17 protein-coding genes are annotated in these 19,842 nt (G+C 71.3%); 7 read left to right on the top strand and 10 right to left on the bottom strand.

The genetic code is table 11. The features are described 5' to 3' along the window. Positions 1 to 88: 88 nt before the first annotated feature. The 3 genes from nirD to AB5J53_RS16635 are packed head-to-tail and all read right to left on the bottom strand — an operon-like array spanning position 89 to position 4,305. Positions 89 to 439, bottom strand: a complete 351-nt coding sequence (nirD, locus tag AB5J53_RS16645; protein ID WP_369246437.1) for a nitrite reductase small subunit NirD — start codon at positions 437 to 439, stop codon at positions 89 to 91. Further along, positions 436 to 3,054 carry a nitrite reductase large subunit NirB gene (nirB, locus tag AB5J53_RS16640; protein ID WP_369246436.1) on the bottom strand — a complete coding sequence of 873 codons (2,619 nt, stop codon included), beginning with the start codon at positions 3,052 to 3,054 and terminating at the stop codon, positions 436 to 438. The genes nirD and nirB overlap by 4 nt, the downstream gene beginning before the upstream one ends. After that, positions 3,055 to 4,305 carry an NAD(P)/FAD-dependent oxidoreductase gene (locus AB5J53_RS16635; RefSeq protein WP_369246435.1) on the bottom strand — a complete coding sequence of 417 codons (1,251 nt, stop codon included), beginning with the start codon at positions 4,303 to 4,305 and terminating at the stop codon, positions 3,055 to 3,057. Between the two features lie 237 nt (positions 4,306 to 4,542). Between AB5J53_RS16635 and AB5J53_RS16630 the strand changes: the two genes are divergently transcribed. The 4 genes from AB5J53_RS16630 to AB5J53_RS16615 all read left to right on the top strand — a co-directional run bounded on the left by AB5J53_RS16630 (position 4,543) and on the right by AB5J53_RS16615 (position 7,924). Beyond that, entirely contained in the window at positions 4,543 to 5,088 is a 546-nt protein-coding gene (locus AB5J53_RS16630; protein WP_369246434.1) for a hypothetical protein, read from the top strand. 9 nt (positions 5,089 to 5,097) lie between these two features. Beyond that, complete coding sequence (locus AB5J53_RS16625) at positions 5,098 to 6,375, top strand: sensor domain-containing protein (RefSeq protein WP_369246433.1); 1,278 nt, start codon at positions 5,098 to 5,100, stop codon at positions 6,373 to 6,375. A 22-nt stretch (positions 6,376 to 6,397) separates the two neighbouring features. Continuing rightward, positions 6,398 to 7,045 carry a response regulator transcription factor gene (locus tag AB5J53_RS16620; protein ID WP_369246432.1) on the top strand — a complete coding sequence of 216 codons (648 nt, stop codon included), beginning with the start codon at positions 6,398 to 6,400 and terminating at the stop codon, positions 7,043 to 7,045. A 96-nt stretch (positions 7,046 to 7,141) separates the two neighbouring features. Continuing rightward, the gene (locus tag AB5J53_RS16615) at positions 7,142 to 7,924 is read left to right on the top strand and encodes a sulfite exporter TauE/SafE family protein (RefSeq protein WP_369246431.1); all 783 of its coding nucleotides are present in this window, start codon (positions 7,142 to 7,144) and stop codon (positions 7,922 to 7,924) included. A gap of 18 nt (positions 7,925 to 7,942) precedes the next feature. On the opposite strand, the gene AB5J53_RS16610 is transcribed toward AB5J53_RS16615, so the two are convergent. The 3 genes from AB5J53_RS16610 to AB5J53_RS16600 all read right to left on the bottom strand — a co-directional run bounded on the left by AB5J53_RS16610 (position 7,943) and on the right by AB5J53_RS16600 (position 10,510). Beyond that, complete coding sequence (locus tag AB5J53_RS16610; RefSeq protein ID WP_369246430.1) at positions 7,943 to 9,016, bottom strand: S1C family serine protease; 1,074 nt, start codon at positions 9,014 to 9,016, stop codon at positions 7,943 to 7,945. 126 nt (positions 9,017 to 9,142) lie between these two features. Continuing rightward, positions 9,143 to 9,787 (bottom strand): class F sortase, encoded by a 645-nt coding sequence (locus AB5J53_RS16605; RefSeq protein ID WP_369252272.1) that lies wholly within the window; start codon positions 9,785 to 9,787, stop codon positions 9,143 to 9,145. 210 nt (positions 9,788 to 9,997) lie between these two features. Beyond that, positions 9,998 to 10,510, bottom strand: a complete 513-nt coding sequence (locus AB5J53_RS16600; protein WP_369246429.1) for a hypothetical protein — start codon at positions 10,508 to 10,510, stop codon at positions 9,998 to 10,000. A gap of 513 nt (positions 10,511 to 11,023) precedes the next feature. Between AB5J53_RS16600 and AB5J53_RS16595 the strand changes: the two genes are divergently transcribed. Further along, positions 11,024 to 11,647, top strand: coding sequence for an NADPH-dependent FMN reductase (locus AB5J53_RS16595; RefSeq protein WP_369246428.1), 624 nt, complete (start codon positions 11,024 to 11,026; stop codon positions 11,645 to 11,647). A gap of 118 nt (positions 11,648 to 11,765) precedes the next feature. Here the strand turns inward: AB5J53_RS16595 and AB5J53_RS16590 are convergent, their stop codons facing one another. Both AB5J53_RS16590 and AB5J53_RS16585 read right to left on the bottom strand, forming a co-directional pair. Continuing rightward, a complete protein-coding gene (locus AB5J53_RS16590) occupies positions 11,766 to 12,446 on the bottom strand; it encodes a formylglycine-generating enzyme family protein (protein WP_369252270.1) in 681 nt (226 codons plus the stop codon). Positions 12,447 to 12,559: 113 nt separating this feature from the next. Further along, positions 12,560 to 14,203: a M4 family metallopeptidase gene (locus tag AB5J53_RS16585; protein ID WP_369246427.1), complete on the bottom strand. Its 1,644-nt coding sequence runs from the start codon at positions 14,201 to 14,203 to the stop codon at positions 12,560 to 12,562. A gap of 203 nt (positions 14,204 to 14,406) precedes the next feature. Here AB5J53_RS16585 and cutA point away from each other — a divergent pair, with 203 nt between their 5' ends. Then, positions 14,407 to 14,733 (top strand): divalent-cation tolerance protein CutA, encoded by a 327-nt coding sequence (gene cutA, locus AB5J53_RS16580; protein ID WP_369246426.1) that lies wholly within the window; start codon positions 14,407 to 14,409, stop codon positions 14,731 to 14,733. A 5-nt stretch (positions 14,734 to 14,738) separates the two neighbouring features. Continuing rightward, positions 14,739 to 15,149 carry a gamma-glutamylcyclotransferase family protein gene (locus tag AB5J53_RS16575; protein ID WP_369252268.1) on the top strand — a complete coding sequence of 137 codons (411 nt, stop codon included), beginning with the start codon at positions 14,739 to 14,741 and terminating at the stop codon, positions 15,147 to 15,149. A 167-nt stretch (positions 15,150 to 15,316) separates the two neighbouring features. On the opposite strand, the gene AB5J53_RS16570 is transcribed toward AB5J53_RS16575, so the two are convergent. Next, positions 15,317 to 17,401, bottom strand: a complete 2,085-nt coding sequence (locus AB5J53_RS16570; protein ID WP_369246425.1) for a glycoside hydrolase family 36 protein — start codon at positions 17,399 to 17,401, stop codon at positions 15,317 to 15,319. A gap of 76 nt (positions 17,402 to 17,477) precedes the next feature. Next, entirely contained in the window at positions 17,478 to 19,673 is a 2,196-nt protein-coding gene (locus AB5J53_RS16565) for a molybdopterin oxidoreductase family protein (RefSeq protein WP_369246424.1), read from the bottom strand. Positions 19,674 to 19,842: the final 169 nt, after the last annotated feature.

Genomic DNA, 19,842 nt, shown 5'->3' with positions numbered 1-19,842 from the left:
GGAACGATCAGTCAAGAGCGTGATCAGTCAGGAGCGCGATCGGTCAGGAGCGCGATCGGTCAGGAGCCGGCGCCGTCGCTCTCGCCTCTCAGGCGCTCCGCACCTCGTACGTCGCCACCCGCATCGTCTCGTCGTCCAGGCACTGCCCCGACTCCAGGTCGAAGCGCTGCTTGAGGAGAGGGGAGGCGACGAACGGGCGGCCCTGGTGGGTGCCCGTCAGGCCGCGGGAGAGCACCGCCGCTCCGCTGAACGGGTCGCGGTTGTCGATGGCGTACGTCCGGCCCGCGCGGTCCAGGAACACCGCGACCTGGCGGCCGTCGGGGAGGAGTGCGGCGACTCCGCGGCCGGGGACCAGCTGGGCCAGTTCACAGACCGTCAGCCAGCTGTCCTCCAGCCGCAGTTGGATCTTCAGGCCGGTCGTCTCGGGTGCCAGGGTCATCGCTGGGCGCTTCCTTCCAGGGGGCGCGTGCCGATGGTCAGCAGCGGCAGGTCGGGCTTGATCTGGTCGCGCTCGGGGACGAAGCCGACGACCGGGTCGGGGGTGTCCGGGGCGTTCACGAAGGACACGAACCGGGCCAGTTTCTCGGGGTCGTTGATGGTCTCGGCCCACTCGTCGCGGTAGTTCGCCACGTGCGCCGACATCAGCGACTCGAGCTCCTCGCAGATGCCCAGCGAGTCGTGGACCACCACATCGCGTACGTGGTCCAGGCCGCCCTCGATCCGCTCCAGCCAGGTCGATGTGCGTTCCAGGCGGTCGGCCGTACGGATGTAGAACATCAGGAACCGGTCGATGAGGCGGACCAGTTCGGCGTCGGACAGGTCCTGGGCCAGCAGGTCCGCGTGGCGCGGAGTCGCGCCGCCGTTGCCGCCGACGTACAGGTTCCAGCCGCTCGCGGTGGCGATCACGCCGAAGTCCTTGGACTGGGCCTCGGCGCACTCGCGGGCGCACCCGGAGACCGCCGACTTCAGTTTGTGCGGGGACCTGAGCCCCCGGTAGCGCAGCTCCAGGTCGATGGCCATGCGGACCGAGTCCTGGACGCCGTAGCGGCACCAGGTCTGGCCCACGCACGACTTGACCGTGCGCAGCGCCTTCCCGTACGCGTGACCCGACTCGAAGCCGGCGTCCACCAACCTCGCCCAGATCAGCGGGAGTTGCTCCACCCGCGCCCCGAACATGTCGATGCGCTGGCCGCCCGTGATCTTCGTGTAGAGGCCGAAGTCCCTGGCCACCTCGCCGATCACGATGAGTTTCTCGGGGGTGATCTCGCCGCCGGGGATGCGCGGCACGATGGAGTACGAGCCGTTCTTCTGGAGGTTGGCGAGGAAGTGGTCGTTGGTGTCCTGGAGCGCGGCCTGTTCGCCGCCCAGGACATAGCCGTCCGCGCCGACCGTCGGGGCGAGCGAGGCGATGATCGAGGCGACGGCGGGCTTGCAGGTCTCGCAGCCGTCGCCGCCCCGGGCGCCCTCACGGCCGTAGCGGTCGAGGAGTTGCTGGTACGAGGTGATACGCAGGGCCAGGACGATCTCGTACAGCTCCTCGCGCGTCTGCGAGAAGCAGCCGCACAGGCCCTTGTCGACCTCGACGCCGCTCGCCTCCAGCTCGGCGGTGACCAGCTGGCCGAGGACCTTGACGCAACTGCCGCAGCCCGTACCGGCCTTGGTGCACTTCTTGACTTCCGGGACCGTCGTGCAGGAGTGCTCGGTGACCGCGCCGCGGATCGTGCCCTTGGTGACGTTGTGGCAGGAGCAGATGACGGCGGAGTCCGGGAGCGCGGAAGGGCCGAGGGCCACCGGGGCACCCGCGCCCGCCGGCAGGACCAGCTGCTCGGGGGCGATCGGCGGCACGGAGCCCGTCAGGGCGCGCAGGGTGCCGTACGCATCCGCGTCGCCGACCAGGATGCCGCCGAGCAGTTCGCCGTCGCGGCCTATGACCAGCTTCTTGTACGTGCCCGAGCGGGAGTCGGCGTAGACGACGTCGAGGCAGTCCGCGGTGGCGCCGTGCGCGTCGCCGAAGGACGCGACGTCGACGCCGAGGAGCTTGAGCTTGGTGGAGAGGTCGGCGCCGGTGAAGCTCGCCTCGTCGGCCGCGATCGTGGCGGCGGCGGTCTCGGCCATCTCGTAACCCGGCGCGACCAGACCGTATACGCGGCCGTCGGACGCCAGTGCGCACTCGCCGATCGCGAACACGTGCGGGTCCGAGGTGCGGCACTGCTCGTCGACCGTGATGCCGCCGCGCTCGCCGACATCGAGCCCGGTGTCGCGGGCGAGCTGGTCCCGGGGGCGTACACCCGCCGAGAACACCACCAGATCCGTGGGGAGTTCGGAGCCGTCGGAAAGCTTCATGCCGGTCACGGCGTCGTCGTCGCCGGTGACGATCTCCTGTGTGCCCGTGCCGGTGTGGACCGTCAGGCCCATGTCCTCGATGGTGCGCAGAAGGGCGGCGCCACCGCCGTCGTCCACCTGCACCGGCATCAGACGCGGCGCGAACTCCACGATGTGCGTGGTCAGTCCGAGCCCCTTGAGCGCGCCCGCCGCTTCGAGTCCGAGCAGTCCGCCGCCGACCACCGCACCGGTCGTCGCCCGTGCCTTCGCGTACTCCTCGATCGCGAGGAGGTCCTCGATCGTGCGGTAGACGAAGCAGCCCTCGGCGTCCTTGCCGGGGACCGGCGGGACGAAGGGGTACGAGCCGGTGGCGAGGACGAGGGTGTCGTACGAGATCACCAGGCCGGAGCGGGCCGTCACGGTCCGCCCCTCGCGGTCGATCGACTCGGCCGGGTCGCCCAGGTGCAGCTCGATGCCGTGCTCCTTGATGAACTCCTCGTCGGTGAGCGAGAGTTCGTCCGGGGTGCGGCCCGAGAAGTACGAGGTGAGCTGGACCCGGTCGTACGCCGGGCGGGGCTCCTCGCACAGCACGACCACGCGGTGCGTGGCGGTCAGGCCGCGCTCGGCGAGCGCTTCGAGGAAGCGCTGGCCGACCATGCCGTGTCCGACGAGCACGATCGTGTGCGCGGTCCCGTCGGTGGCGTTCGCCGCCTTCGTCGCGTCCGTGGACATTCAGGAGCCTCCATCGTTGGTGAGCAGGTGGAGCAGTGGTGCGCCGTCCGAGGGGAGCGGCTCTGCTCCCTCCCAGGCGCGGGCGAGCGCGCCGACGGTGCCGAGTTCGCCGACGAGTACGCCGCCGACCACGCGGTCGTCGCGGACGACGACCTTGCGGTAGGTGCCGCGGGTGGCGTCGGCGAGCTGGATGACGTCGTCGCCGGGGCGGGGTTCGGGCTCGCCGAACGCGGCGAGGTCGAAGGGGGTGTCGCCGCCGGTGAGAGTGAGACGGGTCAGGGAACGGGTGCCGGTGTAACGGGAAGTCGTGTCTCCCGCGATCAACTCGGCGAGGATGTCGGCCTGTTCGAGCGCCGGTGTGGCCAAGCCGTAGAGAGTGCCCTCGTGCTGGGCGCAGTCGCCGATCGCCCGGATGTGCGGGTCGGACGTACGCAGTTCGTCGTCGACGAGGATGCCCTTGTGGACGGCGAGTCCCGCGTCCTGGGCGAGGCCCACACGCGGGTGGACACCGCAGGCCAGGACGACGAGGTCGGCGTCGAGGGCGTACCCGTCGGCCATCTCCACCGAGCGGACCGCGCCGCCGACACAGCGCACGTCGCGCACCCGGCACTCGGTGTGCACCTCGACGCCCAGTTCCGTCAGGTGCCGGTGGACCAGCCGGGACGCGGACGGGTCGAGCTGGCGCTCCATGAGCCGTTCGGCCTGCTGGGCCAGCACCACCTGGGCGCCGCGCACGGCGAGCGCGCGGGCGGCGGAGACGCCGAGGAGGCCGCCGCCGATCACCACGGCGCGGGCGCCGGGCCGCACGGCCTTCGACAGACCCAGGCAGTCGTCCATCGTGCGGAACGCGTGGACGCCTTCGGGGAGTTCGTGCCCGCCGTGGCCGAACAGGCCGCGCAGCGGCGGGAGTACGGGGTTCGAGCCGGTCGCGAGGACCAGCGTGTCGTATGCGATCACCGAGCCGTCCGCGCAGCGCAGTGTGCGCGCGGCCCGGTCGATGCCGGTGACCCGGGCGCGGGTCAGCCGGCCCGGCACCGGGAGGGCGATCACCTCGGGGGCGTACCGGCCGGCCAGGACCTCGGCGAGCAGGACGCGGTTGTACGGGCGGTGCTCCTCCTCGCCGACGAGCTCGACGGACAGGGCGGGGGCGCCCGCCGTGCCGCCGGACGCGCCGAGCTCACCGAGCCGTCGGGCGAGCCGGGCGCCCGCGAGCCCGGCGCCGATCACCACCACACGCGTATTCGAGGTCATGACCACACCGTGCGGTGCCGGTGTTACCCGGCCGCATCACGGCTGTTTCCCGGGAGGAACGCTGCCCTCAGCGGGGGCGGGGTCCGGATGTGAGGGTTCGGCGCACCCGCCCGGGCACGGTGTGAGGTGGGGTTAACCGAACCTGCGGTTTCCGTGCAGGCACGATCGATCACGGCGGCCCGGCGCGGAAGCCTTGGGGTGTCGGGTTCCACCAGCTCACACCCAGGGGGACACATCATGGCCATCGCCCGGAAACTCCAGCCGCCGCCCGTCCGCGACGACTCCGCCGTACGCGTCTGGCGGCTCGTCCGGGAACCGTTCACGGCGGACACCTGGCGCCGGGTCGCCTACGCGCTGCTGGCCTTCCCGGTGGGGGTGATCTGCATCCCACTGACGCTGCTCGGTGCTCCGACGGGGCGCTGGCAGCGAGCGCTCGTACGCCGTTTCCTGGACGTCCCGGGCGGCCCGGGCGGCCTGGGCGTCCCGGGCAGGGAGCCGCCCGGGTCCTCGCGCGCTCTGGCCCACGCGGTCCTCGCGACGCCCCTCAACCTCGTGGTCCTGGCGGTCACGGGCTACGGCTGGTCCCTGGTGCCGATGAACCTGGGCTGGCCCCTGCGCGCCGCCGGATCCGACTACGCGGACGCCTGGGGCGGGCCCACCTTCGCCGGCGCCTGGACCTTCCACGCGATCGTCGGCGGGGTCGGCTTCCTGCTCCTCATGCCGTGCCTCGGCCGGGTCATGGCATCCGTACAGCTCCGCCTCGCGGCGGCGCTCCTCTCCTAGGTTGATCCCATGAACCGCCTCCGCGCCACGCTGAGCTTCCCCTTCGGGCGGCAGGCCCTCGCGGCCCTCCTCTACGGGCTGATCGCCTTCCCGCTCGCCCTGGTCGGGTTCGTCCTCACCCTCGTGGGGCTGCTGGTCGGCGGCGTGTTGTCCGTGACCACGCTGGGACTGTGGCTGATCGCCGTCACCGTACGGGGAGCGCTCGCCCTGGGCAGGCTCCAGCGCGCGCTGGCCCGGCGTCTGCTGGGGCTGGAGATCGAGGACTCCGCGCGCCGCGAGGGCGCCGGGATCCTGGGCTGGCGGCGGGCGCTGCTTGGCGACCGGAGCGGATGGCGCGCCGTCGGCTGCGCGCTGGCGACGCCCTTCACCGCCGTCTTCGCGTACGCCGCCATCGTCATCGGCTACGTGTACGGCGTCCTGCTCACCCTCCACCCCCTTCTCAAGCAGTGGAACTACAACACCGAGCGGGCGAGCGACGGCACGGAGCACCGTGTGTCGCTGGAGTTCTTCGGGTTCCAAGTCGACTCCTGGCCGCGGTGGTTGATCCCCGTGGCGCTCGGACTGCTGCTCCTCGCCACCGCCACCTGGCTGCTGCGGTACGGACTCGGCCCGCACCGCGCGCTGCTCACGGTGCTGCTCGGTCCCGATGCCGCCGAGCGCCGCATCCGCGCCCTGGAGGAGACCCGTGCCCAGGCCGTGGACGACGCGGCGGCGACCCTGCGGCGTATCGAACGCGACCTGCACGACGGCACACAGGCCCGGCTCGTCGGCCTCGCGATGCACCTCACGATGATCCGCGAGCTGATCGGCGCGGGCGCTTCCCCGGACCAGCTGCTCGCCGTCGTCGACACCGCGCGGGGCAACGCCACGCAGGCCATCGCCGATCTGCGTAATCTCGTCAAGGGCATCCACCCGCCCGTACTGGACCAGGGCCTGGACACCGCCCTGGCCACGCTCGCCGCCGACAGCGCCCTGCCCGTCGACGTCCGCACCGACATCGCGGCCCGCCCGAGCCCGGCGGTCGAGTCGATCGCGTATTTCTGCGCCGCCGAACTCCTCGCGAACGCGACCAAGCACAGCGGGGCGAGCGGAGCCACCGTGACGGTGACCGCGCGGGACGGGCTGCTGCGGCTGGGCGTGCGCGACGACGGACGCGGGGGAGCGGTGATCGGCGCGGGCTCGGGCCTGACCGGGCTGCTCACCCGGGCCCGGACCGTCGACGGCACGCTCACCTGCGACAGCCCGCCGGGAGGGCCTACGGTGGTCACGGTCGAGCTGCCGTACTGATCACGAGGGTCACATGGGTCGCATGCGCGTCGTCATCGCCGAGGACTCCGCCCTGCTGCGGGACGGGCTGGTGCAGCTCCTCCAGTTGCGGGGCGTGGAGGTCGTGGCGGCCGTGGGGGACGCCGACGCTCTGCTGGCCGCCGTGGCCGAGCACCGTCCGGACGTCGCGGTCGTCGACATCCGGCTGCCGCCGACCCAGACCGACGAGGGGATCCGGGCGGCCGTACGACTGCGCAAGGACCACTCCGGCACCGGCGTGCTGATCTTCTCGCAGTACGTGGAGACGAAGTACGCGACCCAACTCCTCGGTGACCCGGCCGGGTTCGGTTACCTCCTCAAGGAACGCGTCGTCGACATCGGCGAGTTCGTGGATGCCATGGAACGGGTCGCCGGCGGCGGCACGGCCCTCGACCCCGAGGTCGTCGCCCAGCTCTTCGGGGCGAGCCGTCGCGCCACCGCCCTCGACACGCTCACGCCCCGTGAGCGCGAGGTCCTCGCCCTGATGGCGGAGGGCCGCACGAACCACGCGATCGCGGCCGCCTTCACCGTCTCCGAACGGGCCGTCGAGAAGCACATCGCCAACATCTTCGCCAAGCTCGACCTGCCCCCGTCCGACACCGGGCACCGTCGGGTGCTGGCGGTCCTGCGCTACCTGGACACGGTGAACTGAGAGCGCACAGGCGAAACGGGGCTCAACCTCAGAAGACCCTCAAGCTTCATCAAGATTCATGGACGGCACATCTACCCCGTCCATAGGGTCGCGATCATGCCCGACATATCGCTGACCATGGTCGCCGTCCTGTGCCTCGCCTCCCTGGCGGCGGGCTGGATCGACGCGGTCGTGGGCGGCGGCGGGCTGCTTCTGCTCCCAGTGCTGCTGCTCGGCCTGCCCGGCGGCACCCCGGCGGCGTACGCGCTCGGCACCAACAAGGCGGTGGCGATCGTCGGCACGACCGGTGCGGCGGTGACGTACGCGCGCAAGGCGCCCGTCGATGTGCGTCTCGCCGTACGGATCGGGCTCGCGGCGCTCGCCGGTTCGACGGCGGGAGCGTTCGTCGCGGCCGGGCTGAGCACCGACGTCCTGAAGCCGGTCGTCATGGTGGTCCTCGTCGGCGTCGGCACCTTTGTTATCCTCAAGCCCGCCTTCGGTACGGCGCCCTCGACCACCCCGGTCTCCCCGCGCCGCGTCCTCGCCGCGATCGGGCTCGCGGGCCTCGGCATCGGCTTCTACGACGGGCTGATCGGCCCCGGCACGGGTACGTTCCTCGTGCTCGCCCTCACCGCGCTCCTCCACCTCGACCTGGTGACCGCCTCCGCCACCGCCAAGATCGTCAACTGCTGCACCAACGCCGGCGCCCTCGCGACCTTCGCCTGGAAGGGCACGGTGCACTGGCAGTTGGCCGCCCTGATGGCCGTCTTCAATCTGGTGGGCGGTACGGTGGGGGCACGCACCGCGCTCAAGAAGGGCAGCGGGTTCGTACGGGTGGTGCTGCTGACGGTGGTGTTCGCGCTGGTGGCGAATCTGGCGTATCAGCAGTGGGTCGCGTAGTGCGGTGGCGGGGCGTCACTACTCCAGCTTGACGTTAGCGTTCCAGGCGTCGCCGAACGAGTAGGACGTCCCGTCGTCGTACTTCCCGCTGTCCGTGAACGCTCCGTCGACGCTGAGCTTCTCACCCGGTGTGGACGACCGAAGGATGTCGCACATCTGCGGGACCGTAGTGACCGGCGTGTTCTTGAGGTGGGTGATGACGACACCGTCGTAAATGCCGGCCTCGGCGGCCGGGGAGTTGCTGTCCACGGTCGACACGTAAAGACCGTCGATGTTCTTGGCGGCGAGCCGCTTCTGGAGCGCCTGTGCCGCGGCCTGGTCCTCAGCGGTGAAGTTGGCGGCGAAATCCGGGTCGTTGAGCGCGACCAGTCCCTGCCACCCGGGATTGTTCTTGCTCTTTCCGTCGGCCAGCCCTTTGAGAAGGGGCTCGGCGTGATCGCTGCTGATGGAGTAGTACTGACCCTCGGTGCCCGAGAGGCTGTAGGTGTTGATTCCGACAAGCTTCGCATCGCTGTTGAGCAGTGGGCCTCCGGAATTGCCCTGGTTGAGCGTTGCCGAATGCTGCACGGCGGACGGCAGGTTGGGCGAACTGACCTGGTCCGTCAGAGCGACGTCGGGCGACTGGACCACGCCGCTGGTCAGTACGGGCTTTTCATGGCTGATGTCGCCGGCCGCGATCGGGTAGCCGATCGCGGTCACTTCGTCCCCCTGCTGGAGATCGCCGCTGTCGCCGAACTCCACCTGCTTGAGGTCGTCCTGGGGCGTGGCGAGTTTGATGACCGCCAGGTCCTCGCAGGGGTCGCTGGCCATCACCCGGACCGGCACGGGCGTGCCGTCCTTGATACGGACCTGGAGGGAGGTCTGACCGGCCACCACATGGTCGTTGGTCAGGATGAGACCTTGTTCGGCGTCGTAGATGATTCCCGTACCGTCGGCCTGATTGTCGGCCAGTACCTGCACGGTCGCGGGCGCCACCTTTTCGAAGATCTCTTTCGGTGACAAGTCGTCCGCTCGCGCCTCGGTCGCGGTGAGACCGCCGCTCAATGCCATGGCGGACACGGCGGTGACGACCATTCTCGCTATCGGCCGCATATGGGCCCTCCCAGCTCCCGGCCGGAGGCCCCAACACTCAAGCCGGGGAGAAGAACTGCCCTTTTCAGACTAATGCCCTGGAAAACTCCTGTCGCGGTGAGGGATCACCGCTGGTCATCCGGCCCATCAGGCGGCTCCGGGGCGGCTCCCCGTCAGATGGGCGAAGACGACGACGTTGCCCTGGTATCCCGTCGTCTTCGAGTAGCCGCCGCCGCAGGTGATGACGCGGAGTTCGGGGCGCGGGGCGGCGCCGTACACCTTGTCGTCGGGGAAGTCGCGGGCCTCGTACACCTCGACGGCGTCGACGGTGAAGACGGCCGTGCCGCCGTCGCGCCGCGCCACCTCGATGACGCTGCCCTTCTTGACGGCGCCGAGGTCGTAGAAGACGGCGGGGCCCTCGGCGTTGTCGACGTGTCCGGCGACGATGGCGGTGCCCCGCTCGCCGGGGGAGGTGCCGGCCTCGTACCAGCCGGCCAGGTTCTTCTTCTCGGGGGGCGGGACGTCCAGACTGCCCTGCGGGGTGAGGCCGAGGCCCATCAATGGGGCATCCACCCGGATCGAGGGGATGCGGATGCGTTCGGGCGGGGAGTGCGGCAGCGCGGGCGCCGCGGACGGCCGGCCATGGGTGTCGGGCGACGCGGCCTGCGCGGCGGACGGCTGGGGCGGCGCGTGGGTCTCGGCGCCACTGCGCAGCAGCCAGGCGCCGGAGCAGAGTGCGACCGCGGTGACGGATGCTATGGCGATGTTGCCGGCCTGACCGGTCTTCCGGATCCCGCCGATCTTGCGGACCCTGCGAATCCTGCGAACCTTGCGGATCCTGCCGATCTCGCAGATCTTGCCGGGCTTGCCGAAACGCCGCACGTGAGCCTCCTCTCTGCTACTCCTCTCTCAGCCCCGTTCCCCCTCCGGGCCGCGAGGGGCGTCGGGCCACGGAGGGGGAGGGGACGGCGGTACCGGTGGACGGACAGCGGAGGGTGTCCGTCAGATCCCGTCGCCTCTCGCCCGGCGATGCAGGAGCCAGGTACCGCCCGCGGCGGCGACGGCCAAGGCCGCCACTCCCGCCGCGGTCTGCACGGGATCGGGGCCCAGTGCGCCGCCGACCCCCGTATTCACATGTCCACGCGGTTGGATCTGTTCGCGCGTGGACGTCAGGGTCACCATCAGGTCCCCCGTCACCTTCCGGCCGCCGCACGTCGCGACGATCTCGTACGTCCCCGGCTGCGCGCTCGGCGGCACCCGGAACTGCCCGATCACGTCGTGCTCGTGCGAGCTCGGGGCGAGGGCGAAGACGCCCGCGCCCACCGCGCTGGCGTCGCCCGTCGCCGTGTCCGCGCCGCACGCCGCCGTGTTGACGGTGACTGCCGAGCCCGGGATGACGGTGGAGGGGAACACCTCCAGGCGGCCCGCGTCCCCGCCGTACGCGGGCGCGGTGGCGAGGCCCGCGGCGGCGACGGCGAGTGCGGTACCGGTCAGCAGACGGGCGGTACGTCGCATCGTGCTTGCTCCTCCGAGGGGGCGCGGCCCGCGACACCCCCAAGTGCCGCTGCGTCGGTCGTGCCCCTGCCCTACCGAGGTAAGTGGCACATGGCCGCGTGCGCTTCCTGAGGGGGCGTCAGAATTGATGTGAATGGGTGTCAGGCGGGAGGTCGGAGGGGGCAGGCGCGGTGGCATTTCAGCAGGTCGCCGACGTGTGGAGGGTGCGTGGAGGAAGAGAACCGAAGGGTGGGGGGTGGGGGTGTGAACGGGTGACTGGGGCGGGTGTCGGGGGGCGTCGGGGGATGCTGCCGAGTCGACGCCGGGTGCCCGAGTCGACGCCGGGTGCCGGAGTCGATGCCGGGTCTGTGCCAGGTGCTGGGGGATGTCGAGTGGATGTCGGGTGTCGGGGTGGATGCCGAGTGGATGCCTGTGCGGCTCGAAGTTCGTACGGCTCGAAGTTCGTACGGCTTGAAGCCCGTGTGCTCCCGCGCGGCTTGACCTCAACGAAACTTGAGGTATGAGGCTGTGCTCATGAAGACAGCCACAGCTGATTCCACCGTCCCCGTCCAGACGTCGGAGACCCCCGTGCGGGTCGCCGTAGTCATCGGCAGCAACCGGGACGGCCGCTTCGGGCCCGTCGTCGCCGACTGGCTGCTGGCCCGGATCCGCGAACGCGACGACTTCGCCCCCGAGGTCGTCGACGTCGCCTCCGTCCAGCTCCCGACGGCCCTCTCGCACTCCCCGTCCCCCTCGGTGGCCGCCGAGCTCGCGAAGGTCACGCCCGCTCTCGCCGCCGCCGACGCCTTCGTCGTCCTCACCCCCGAGTACAACCACTCCTTCCCCGCCGGCCTGAAGAACCTCATCGACTGGCACTACGCCGAGTGGCGCGCCAAGCCCGTCGCCCTCGTCTCGTACGGCGGCCTCTCCGGAGGCCTCCGCGCCGTCGAACACCTTCGCCAGGTCTTCGCGGAACTTCACGCCGTGACCGTGCGGGACACGGTGTCCTTCCATGGCGCGGGTGCCGCGTTCGACGCGGAGGGACAGCCGCGCGATCCCGCGGCTCCGGCGGCTGCCGCGAAGGTGATGCTGGATCAGCTGGGGTGGTGGGCACGGGCGTTGAGCGAGGCGAAGAGGAGGAGGCCGTACGGGGGTTAGGGGTGGTTTTTTCGCTCCCTCCGCCCCTACCCGTCCCGTACCAGTGGGGGGATCTGATCGCGATCGACTGACCCGTCGGGTGCGGGGCCGTCCCGGAGGGGGCGGCCCCGCACCCATGTCATGCGCCAGGCGCCTGAGTGTCGCCGGGGCCACGGAACGTGGTGCGCGCCACCCGGAATCCCACGTCGTCGACCCGGAAGGTCGGGTGGCTGCGGCGGCGTGCCGAGGCGCGGCAGCTCCAGTGTTCGTCGAACCATCCGCCGCCGCGCAGCACGCGGTAGCTGCCGTAGACCTCGGGGTCGTAGAGGTCCCAGCACCAGTCCCAGACGCTGCCGATCATGTCGTGGAGGCCCCACGGATTGGGCCGCTTGGTGCCCACGTCGTGGATCCGCTCGTGCGAGTTGCCGCGGTACCAGGCGATCTCGTCGAGCGGCCCGTACCGCGGTCCGGTGGTGCCGGCACGGCAGGCGTGTTCCCACTCGGCCTCGGTCGGCAGCCGGTACCCGTCGGCAGACGCCGTCCACTCGACGCGCTCGCCATCACCGTGGACGTGGTAGGCGGGCGCGAGCCCGTCGCGCTCGGACAGCGCGTTGCAGAACCGGACCGCGTCCCACCAGGACACGCTCTCGACGGGCAGCCGGTCCCCACGGGCGGCACTCGGCCACAGACCCGTGATCTCCGCGTACAGCTCCTGCGTGACCGCGTACGCCGCCAGCTCGTAGGGCGCGACCTCGACCGGCCAACTCCGCCGCGTCCGCCGGTCGGACAGCGTCACCCGGCCCGGCGGGACGGCGATCATCGTCACCCGCCCCGGCGGGATGGCTGTCGGTTCGTTTCCTGTGTTGGCCCCCATGGGCAGGCGATCCTATCGGCGCCTGCCCATGGGTGACCGCCCACCGCCGGGCGGGCGGATCAGCTCACCGCCACCGCCGACCAGGCCGCAGCCACGGCGTTGTACTCCGTACTGCCCGCCCCGTACAGGTCCTTCGCCGCGTTCAGGGTGGCCGTTCGGGCGCCCGCGTAGTTCGTCGAGGACGTCATGTAGACCGTCAGCGCGCGATACCAGATCTTGCCGACCTTGTCCCGGCCGATGCCCGTCACCGTCGAGCCGTTGCACGTGGGGGAGTTGTAGCTGACGCCGTTGATGGTCTTCGCGCCGCTGCCTTCCGACAGCAGGTACGCGAAGTGGTTGGCCACGCCAGACGAGTAGTGCACGTCCAGGTTCCCCACCGAACTGCTCCAGCAGTCCGCCGAGTTGCCGTCCTTGGACGGCTTGTCCATGTAGCGCAGGGCCGTCTTGCCGAAGCCCGAGCGGACGATCTTCTCGCCGATGAGGTAGTCACCGAGGTCGGAGGAGTTGTTCGCGTACCACTCCACCATCGTGCCGAAGATGTCCGAGGTCGCCTCGTTGAGGCCGCCGGACTCGCCCGAGTACGTCAGCGCCGCCGTCTTCGACGTGACGCCGTGCGACATCTCGTGCCCCGCCACGTCCAGCGCGACGAGCGGGCCGAGCGTCGTCCCGTCACCGTCCCCGTACGTCATGCAGAAGCAATTGTCGTCCCAGAAGGCGTTGTTGTAGTTGGTGCCGTAGTGCACGCGGTTGTACGAGCCCTTGCCGTCGCCCGCGATGCCGTTGCGGCCGTGGACGTTCTTGTAGTAGTCCCAGGTCTCGTTGGTGCCGTACTGCGCGTCGACGGCGGCCGAGGAACGGTCGGCCGTCGCGCCGGTGCCCCAGTGGTTGTCCGCGTCGGTGAAGACGGTCGCGGGGGCGCGGCTGACGCAGATCCCCAGGACGCAGAGGTCCGTCTTGTTCGCGGCGTCGCCCGTGTACGTGTTCCCGCGCGTCGGGTCCTTGAGCTGGTACGTCGACCCGGAGAGCGTCGTCTCCAGCGGGACCGTTCCGCTGTACAGCGACTTTCCGTCGCCGCTCGCGGTCTCGATGCTGTCCCACGCGTCGATCTGGCGGCCGGTGCGGGCGTCGGTCAACACCGTGCGGGCGACCGGGTTGCCCAGCGAGTCCTGTCCCGCCACGTCGGTGCGCCAGGCCAGCTTGGGCGCGCCGTGCAGGGCGTCGACGACGAGCTGGGGCTTGGCCGTCACCTGGCGGAGCAGCTCGCCGGCGTTCACCGCGCGCAGCGCGCTCGTGGCCAGGTCGGCGGCCTGCGGGGCCCGCACGGCAGGGGTGATCGTCGGTACGGAGATGTCGCGCTTCGTGGCCCGGTTCGCGCTGCGGTACGAGCCGTTCGGCGCCAGATGGAGAACGAAGTCGCCGCCCAGGACGGGGAGTTGATGGTACGTCCGGTCGTAGCGCACATGCTGGCTGCCGTCCGCGTCGACGACCACGTCGCGGACGCTGGTGCCCTGGGCCGAGGTGAGGCCCAGGCGCGCGGCCTGGGCGGTCAGCACCGACGCGGCGTTGCTGAGCGCGGTGGTCCGGCTCGGCCTGGCGTCCGCGTTCGCGGTGGGGGCGAGGGCGGCGGCCATCAGCGTGGCGGTGGTCGCGGCTATGCCGGCGGTGGCGAAACGGGAACCTCGGATGTGTCGTATCCGACTCATCGGTCTCCTAGGGAAGGCGCCTCGGGGCGCGTGGGGGGGGCGCGCGTGGGGGCGGCGCTGAAGTTGACTCAGATTTAAAGGTCCATGACATGGCATGTCCATAGCGTCTACTGGCGGATGTGTGTGGGTGTGTGAGGGGTGAGAATCGTTTCTGCAAAGGCCTGTGCCGGAGGCCTCCGGAACGGACCGAAAGGGAGGCGATCATGGCCACGGCGAACTGGCTCACCGTCCTGACCACGACCGACGCCGTCGCGAAGGCGGAGACCCTCGCCCGCGGCGCAGTGGAGGCGCGGGTCGCGGCCTGTGCGCAGATCTCCGGGCCGGTGACGTCGGTCTACCGCTGGAAGGGGGCCGTCGAGACCGCAGCCGAGTGGCAGGTGCTGTTCAAGACGACGGGCGCCCGGTACGACGCGCTGGAGGCGTATCTGCGCGAGGCGCACGACTACGACACCCCTGAGATCGTCGCGACGCCGGTCGTCCGGGGGAGCGCGGACTATCTGCGCTGGCTGGAGGAGGAGACCGCTTCTTGAACGAGGTGGAACTGCCCTTCTTCGTCTACGGCACCCTGCGTCCCGGCGAGCACAACCACGACCTGTTTCTGCGCGGGCGTACGGAGTCCGAGGAACCGGGACGCATGCGGGGGGCCGTGCTGTACGACGGGCCCGGGTATCCGTACGCCGTGGAGGAGCCCGGGGGTGTCGTGTGCGGGGAGGTGGTCACCGCGTTGCCCGAGGCGTACGGGGAGTTGCTCGCCGCGCTCGATCGGTTGGAGGAGTACGTGGTGGGTGACCCGCGGAACCTGTACGAGCGCGTGGTGCGGGATGTGACCCGCGCGGACGGGTCGGTCGTGCGGGCCTGGGTGTACGTGGCCGCGCCTGGCGTCGCCGCGCGGTTGCGGAGGCGGGGCAAGCTCATTGAGGGTGGGGAGTGGCGCTCGGGGGGCTGAGGCGGGGGTGTGGGCAGCGGGGGTCTGGGTCGCCGTCGGGGGTGGGTCGCGCGGCCCGGCGCTGTACGGGGTGCCGCTCTCTTTGGGACGGGCGCCGCGCCTGGCGGCACGATTGCCCACGGCTAAGCCAGCTAAGCCAGCTAAGCCAGCTGAGACGGCTACGGCGGCTACGACGTCACCCGTATCAGCATCACCGCCGGAACCTCGCCCAACCGCACCCGCACCCCCGCCCCGTCCCACTCCGCCGAACCCCTGGGCGTCGAAGGGTGCAGCACCTCGACGCGTACCTCGTCCAGGCCCGTCAAGTGGGCTACGGGCAGGAGCCGGTCGGCGGTGTCCCCGCCCCTCCGCCACACCAACACATACGTCGGCCCCGCGACCGGCGTCCGCAACCCCAGCGCGACCCAGTCGTCCGTCCAGCCCGGCAGGCCCAGTGGCCAGAAGGGCAGCGCGGTGCGCAGATCGGCCCGTATCGACTTGTACGTGGTCATCGCCTCCCGTACCAGGGCGAGCTGACCGGACGTCATGCGGTCGAGGTGGCCGGAGAGGTGGACGCGGCCGAGCAGGGCGGAGCCGAGGGTGAAGGCGATCTCGGCGTCGGTGCAGTCCGGTTGCGGGTACGCCCACACGGCGCCCTGCTCCGGCGGCACCGCCGTGGGCGCGGCGGCGGCGATCGGCGGGTAGCGCAGAGGGTCCTGCTGGTCCGAGGTGGACTGGAGCTGGGTGACGGCGAGGGACGCGCCGTCCATGCGCAGGCCGCCCGAGGCGCAGTTCTCCAGGACCAGACCGGGGTGGCGGTCCAGGACGGACGAGAGCCAGCCGAGCCAGGCGCGGGAGTGGGCGAGGTGTCCGGGTGCCGACGTGGTGATGTTGTAGTCGAGCTTGAGGTAGCCCACGCCCAGCTCGCCGACGAGCCGGTCGACCGTCCCGTCGAGGTGGGCGCGGGCCGCGGGATGGGTCAAGTCCAGCTGGTGGCGGCCCTGTTCGGTGACCCGCACCCCGCCCTCGTGCCGAAGGAACGCCTCGTCGGGCAGTTCGCGCGCGATCGGACTGCGCACCCCGACCACCTCCGGCTCCAGCCACAGCCCCGGCACCATCCCGCGCTCCCGGATCCGGTCGAGCACGGCCCCGAAGCCACCGGGAAAGCGCCGGGCCGACGGCAGCCAGGCGCCGACGCCGTCCCACCAGCCCCCGGCCGCGGTCCCGCTCCCGGCACCGGCCTCGTCGTCGTACCATCCCGCGTCGACGCAGAAGTACTCCGCACCCGCCTCGGCCGCCGCGTCGATCAGCGGCAGAAGTTTCTCCGTCGTCGGGTCGCCCATCAGCGTGTTCATGTAGTCGTTGAAGACGACGGGGAGGCGCTCGTGGTCCGGGTGCGGGCGGCGCAGGAGACGGCGGTACGAGGTCAGCGCGGCCAGCGCTCCGTCGAAGCCGTCACCGAGGGCGAGGGCCGCGTACTCCGACGCGAACTCCTCACCAGGACCCAGGACTTGGCGCCACTGGTGGTCGTCCGCCGTCGGGCCGCTCAGGGAGAGATACGTGTGGTGGTCCGCCTCGCCCGTCTCCCACAGCCAGCTCGCGGCGGACTCGACCTGCCACAGCAGACAGCGCCCGTCCGTACGGTCGGTGAACGCGCCCATCGGAAGATGACCGTCGGTCGGCCAGCTGCCACGCCCGGCGAGCCGTATCCCGGCCCGCCCGTCGTGCCCGTGGAACTCCCGCCCGACGTCGGGCACGGACTCCCGCAACTCCTCCCCGTACCAACGGCATTCGGCGAGCCAGTCGTTGCGCGCCCGGTGCACGTCGAGCACGTCCGGTGAGGGCAGCGCGCCCAGCAGCAGGCTGCTCACCGAGCGCACGGTGACCGGCACGTCCGAGTCGTTGCGCAGCCGGACGCGGGAGCGCAGCACCGGCACACCGTCCGGCGAGGAGTACTCGACGAACACCGCCAACCGGCTCGCGGGATCGAGGAGCTCGACCGTCAGGTGGTGCCAGGAGTCGCCGTATGTGGCGTAGTGGGCGCGGTGCCTCAGGCGCGGCCCCAGCGCCGTACCCGTGAAGCGCGGCCCGGACCAGCCGGTGCCGACGCCGAACAGTGTCACGTCGACGAGCGGCAACGCGGCCTCGGCGGCGTCCTTGACGTCACCGTCACCGGGGCGTGCCAGCCGGACCAGCCGGGGCGTGTCACCGTCGAGGTCGAAGTCGGCGGTGAGCCCCGAATGCCCCCAGCGGTAGCCGGACTCCTGAGCCATGCGATCCCCCCGGCCCGCGCCTCCCGCCCCACGGCGGCGCCGCGTGCCCGGGATGCCGACACCCCGACCGATACCCCTACTTCACCGACTCCACCCGCACCGCGCACGTCTTGAACTCCGGCATCCGCGAGATCGGGTCGAGGGCCGGGTTGGTCAGGGTGTTGGCCCGGCCCTCGCCCGGCCAGTGGAAGGGCATGAACACGGTGTCGGGGCGGATGGTGGTCGTGATGCGGGCCGGTGCGACGGCCCGCCCGCGCCGTGACACGACGGCTACGGAGTCCCCGTCCGCCGCCCCGAGCCGCTCGGCCAGCCGCGGATGCATCTCCACGAACGGCCCGGGCGCCGCGGCGTTCAGCTCGTCGACCCGCCGCGTCTGCGCCCCCGACTGGTACTGCGCGACCACACGGCCGGTGGTCAGCAGGACCGGGTACTCGTCGTCCGGCTCCTCGGCCGCCGCCCGATGGGACACCGGGACGAAGCACGCCCGGCCGTCCTCGGTGGCGAAACGATCGAGGAAGAGGCGGGGGGTGCCCGGGTGGACGCCGCCCGGGATGTCATCCTCGGCCGGGTCGTCCGGGAGCACGGCCGACGAGACGTCCTCGGCCGGGTCGTCCGGGAGCACGTCCAGCGAGGCGTCCTCGCAGTCGCCGGGGCCCTCCGCGCCGGCCGGCGCCGGGCACGGCCAGAACACCCCGCTCTCCTCCACGAGCCGCCGGTAGGTGATCCCCGAGTAGTCCGCCGCCCCGCCCGCGCTCGCCCTGCGCAGCTCCTCGAAGACCTCCTCCGGATCCGTCGGGAAGCCCTTCTCCACGCCCAGCCGGGCGGCGATTTCGTGCAGGACGTACAGGTCGCTGCGTATCCCTTCCGGCGGGGTGATCGCCTGGCGGCGCAACAGCACCCGCCCCTCCAGGTTCGTCGTCGTGCCCGTCTCCTCGGCCCATTGCGTCACCGGCAGGACGACGTCCGCGAGGGCGGCCGTCTCGGAGAGGACGACGTCCGCGACCGCCAGGAAGTCCAGGGACTTCAGGCGCTCCTCGATGTGCGCGGCGCGCGGTGCGGACACCACCGGGTTCGATCCCATCAACAGCAACGAACGGATGTCCGTCCCCATCGCGTCGAGGAGCTCGTACGCGCTCCGCCCGGGCCCCGGCAGCGAGTCCGGGTCGACTCCCCACACCTCGGCCACATGGCGGCGCGCCGCCGGGTCCGTCAGCTTGCGGTAGCCGGGCAACTGGTCGGCCTTCTGGCCGTGTTCGCGTCCGCCCTGTCCATTGCCCTGCCCGGTGAGGCAGCCGTACCCGGACAGCGGACGCCCCGCACGGCCCGTCGCCAGGCAGAGGTTGATCCACGCGCCCACCGTGTCCGTGCCCTTCGACTGCTGCTCGGGCCCGCGCGCGGTGAGCACCATGGCGGCCTCCGGCTCGCAGAACAGCCGTACGGCTTCCCGCAGTTGAGGAACGGATACCCCCGTGATCCGCTCCACGTACTCGGGCCAGTGCGCCATGGCGGCCGCCCGCGCCTCCTCCCAGCCGCTCGTACGGGCCCGGATGTACTCCTCGTCCGTACGCCCCTCGGCGACGATCAGATGGAGCAGCCCCAGCGCGAGCGCCAGGTCCGTGCCCGGGCGCGGCGCCAGATGCAGGTCCGCCTGCTCGGCCGTACGGGTGCGGCGTGGGTCGATGACGATCAGCGTGCCGCCGTTCTCCTTCAGCTCGGTGAGATAGCGCAGTGCGGGCGGCATCGTCTCGGCGAGGTTGGAGCCGACGAGGATCACACAGCCGGTCCTCGGGATGTCCTCAAGCGGGAAGGGCAGCCCCCGGTCGAGACCGAAGGCCCTGATGCCGGCCGCCGCCGCGGACGACATGCAGAAGCGGCCGTTGTAGTCGATCTGCGAGGTGCCGAGGACGACGCGGGCGAACTTCCCGAGCGCGTACGCCTTCTCGTTCGTCAGTCCGCCCCCGCCGAACACCCCGCACGCGTCCGGGCCATGCTCCGTACGCGTGCGGGACAGCCCCTCGGCGATCCGGTCGAGCGCCTCGTCCCAGGTCGCGGGCTCCAGAACGCCCGCGTTGCGGACCAGTGGGGAGGTCAGCCGCACCCGGGACGAGAGCAGCTCGGGCGCCGTACGGCCCTTGCCGCACAGCGCTCCCCGGTTCACCGGAAAGTCCGCGCGCTCGCTCACCTCGACGCCCCCGCCGGGCGCGGGCGTCAGATTCATCCCGCACTGCAGGGCGCAGTACGGGCAGTGGGTGGGCGTCGCGGTGGTGTTCATACCGCTCAGCGTGCGTCGGCCGTGTTACGCGCCGGGGAGGCGAGCGTTACACGCCCGGGACGGTGACCTCCCGGCCGGGCATGGCCCGCGGTGAGGGCTTTCAGCCCGTCCGGCGTTTGAGGACGAGCGCGAAGCGCGATACGGGGGTCTGGGGGCGGAGCCCCCAGGT

The sequence above is a fragment of the Streptomyces sp. R41 genome, from assembly GCF_041053055.1.
In the GTDB taxonomy this organism is placed as follows: Bacteria; Actinomycetota; Actinomycetes; order Streptomycetales; family Streptomycetaceae; genus Streptomyces.
Note: the sequence above shows the minus strand (reverse complement) of the source record. Positions and strands in the feature narration are given on the sequence as shown.

Coding starts and splice junctions, on each gene's coding strand:
- nirD (WP_369246437.1), bottom strand. CDS start 439: ATGACCCTGGCACCCGAGACGACCGGCCTGAAGATCCAACTGCGGCTG.
- nirB (WP_369246436.1), bottom strand. CDS start 3,054: ATGTCCACGGACGCGACGAAGGCGGCGAACGCCACCGACGGGACCGCG.
- AB5J53_RS16635 (WP_369246435.1), bottom strand. CDS start 4,305: ATGACCTCGAATACGCGTGTGGTGGTGATCGGCGCCGGGCTCGCGGGC.
- AB5J53_RS16630 (WP_369246434.1), top strand. CDS start 4,543: ATGGCCATCGCCCGGAAACTCCAGCCGCCGCCCGTCCGCGACGACTCC.
- AB5J53_RS16625 (WP_369246433.1), top strand. CDS start 5,098: ATGAACCGCCTCCGCGCCACGCTGAGCTTCCCCTTCGGGCGGCAGGCC.
- AB5J53_RS16620 (WP_369246432.1), top strand. CDS start 6,398: ATGCGCGTCGTCATCGCCGAGGACTCCGCCCTGCTGCGGGACGGGCTG.
- AB5J53_RS16615 (WP_369246431.1), top strand. CDS start 7,142: ATGCCCGACATATCGCTGACCATGGTCGCCGTCCTGTGCCTCGCCTCC.
- AB5J53_RS16610 (WP_369246430.1), bottom strand. CDS start 9,016: ATGCGGCCGATAGCGAGAATGGTCGTCACCGCCGTGTCCGCCATGGCA.
- AB5J53_RS16600 (WP_369246429.1), bottom strand. CDS start 10,510: ATGCGACGTACCGCCCGTCTGCTGACCGGTACCGCACTCGCCGTCGCC.
- AB5J53_RS16595 (WP_369246428.1), top strand. CDS start 11,024: ATGAAGACAGCCACAGCTGATTCCACCGTCCCCGTCCAGACGTCGGAG.
- AB5J53_RS16590 (WP_369252270.1), bottom strand. CDS start 12,446: ATGATCGCCGTCCCGCCGGGCCGGGTGACGCTGTCCGACCGGCGGACG.
- AB5J53_RS16585 (WP_369246427.1), bottom strand. CDS start 14,203: ATGAGTCGGATACGACACATCCGAGGTTCCCGTTTCGCCACCGCCGGC.
- cutA (WP_369246426.1), top strand. CDS start 14,407: ATGGCCACGGCGAACTGGCTCACCGTCCTGACCACGACCGACGCCGTC.
- AB5J53_RS16570 (WP_369246425.1), bottom strand. CDS start 17,401: ATGGCTCAGGAGTCCGGCTACCGCTGGGGGCATTCGGGGCTCACCGCC.
- AB5J53_RS16565 (WP_369246424.1), bottom strand. CDS start 19,673: ATGAACACCACCGCGACGCCCACCCACTGCCCGTACTGCGCCCTGCAG.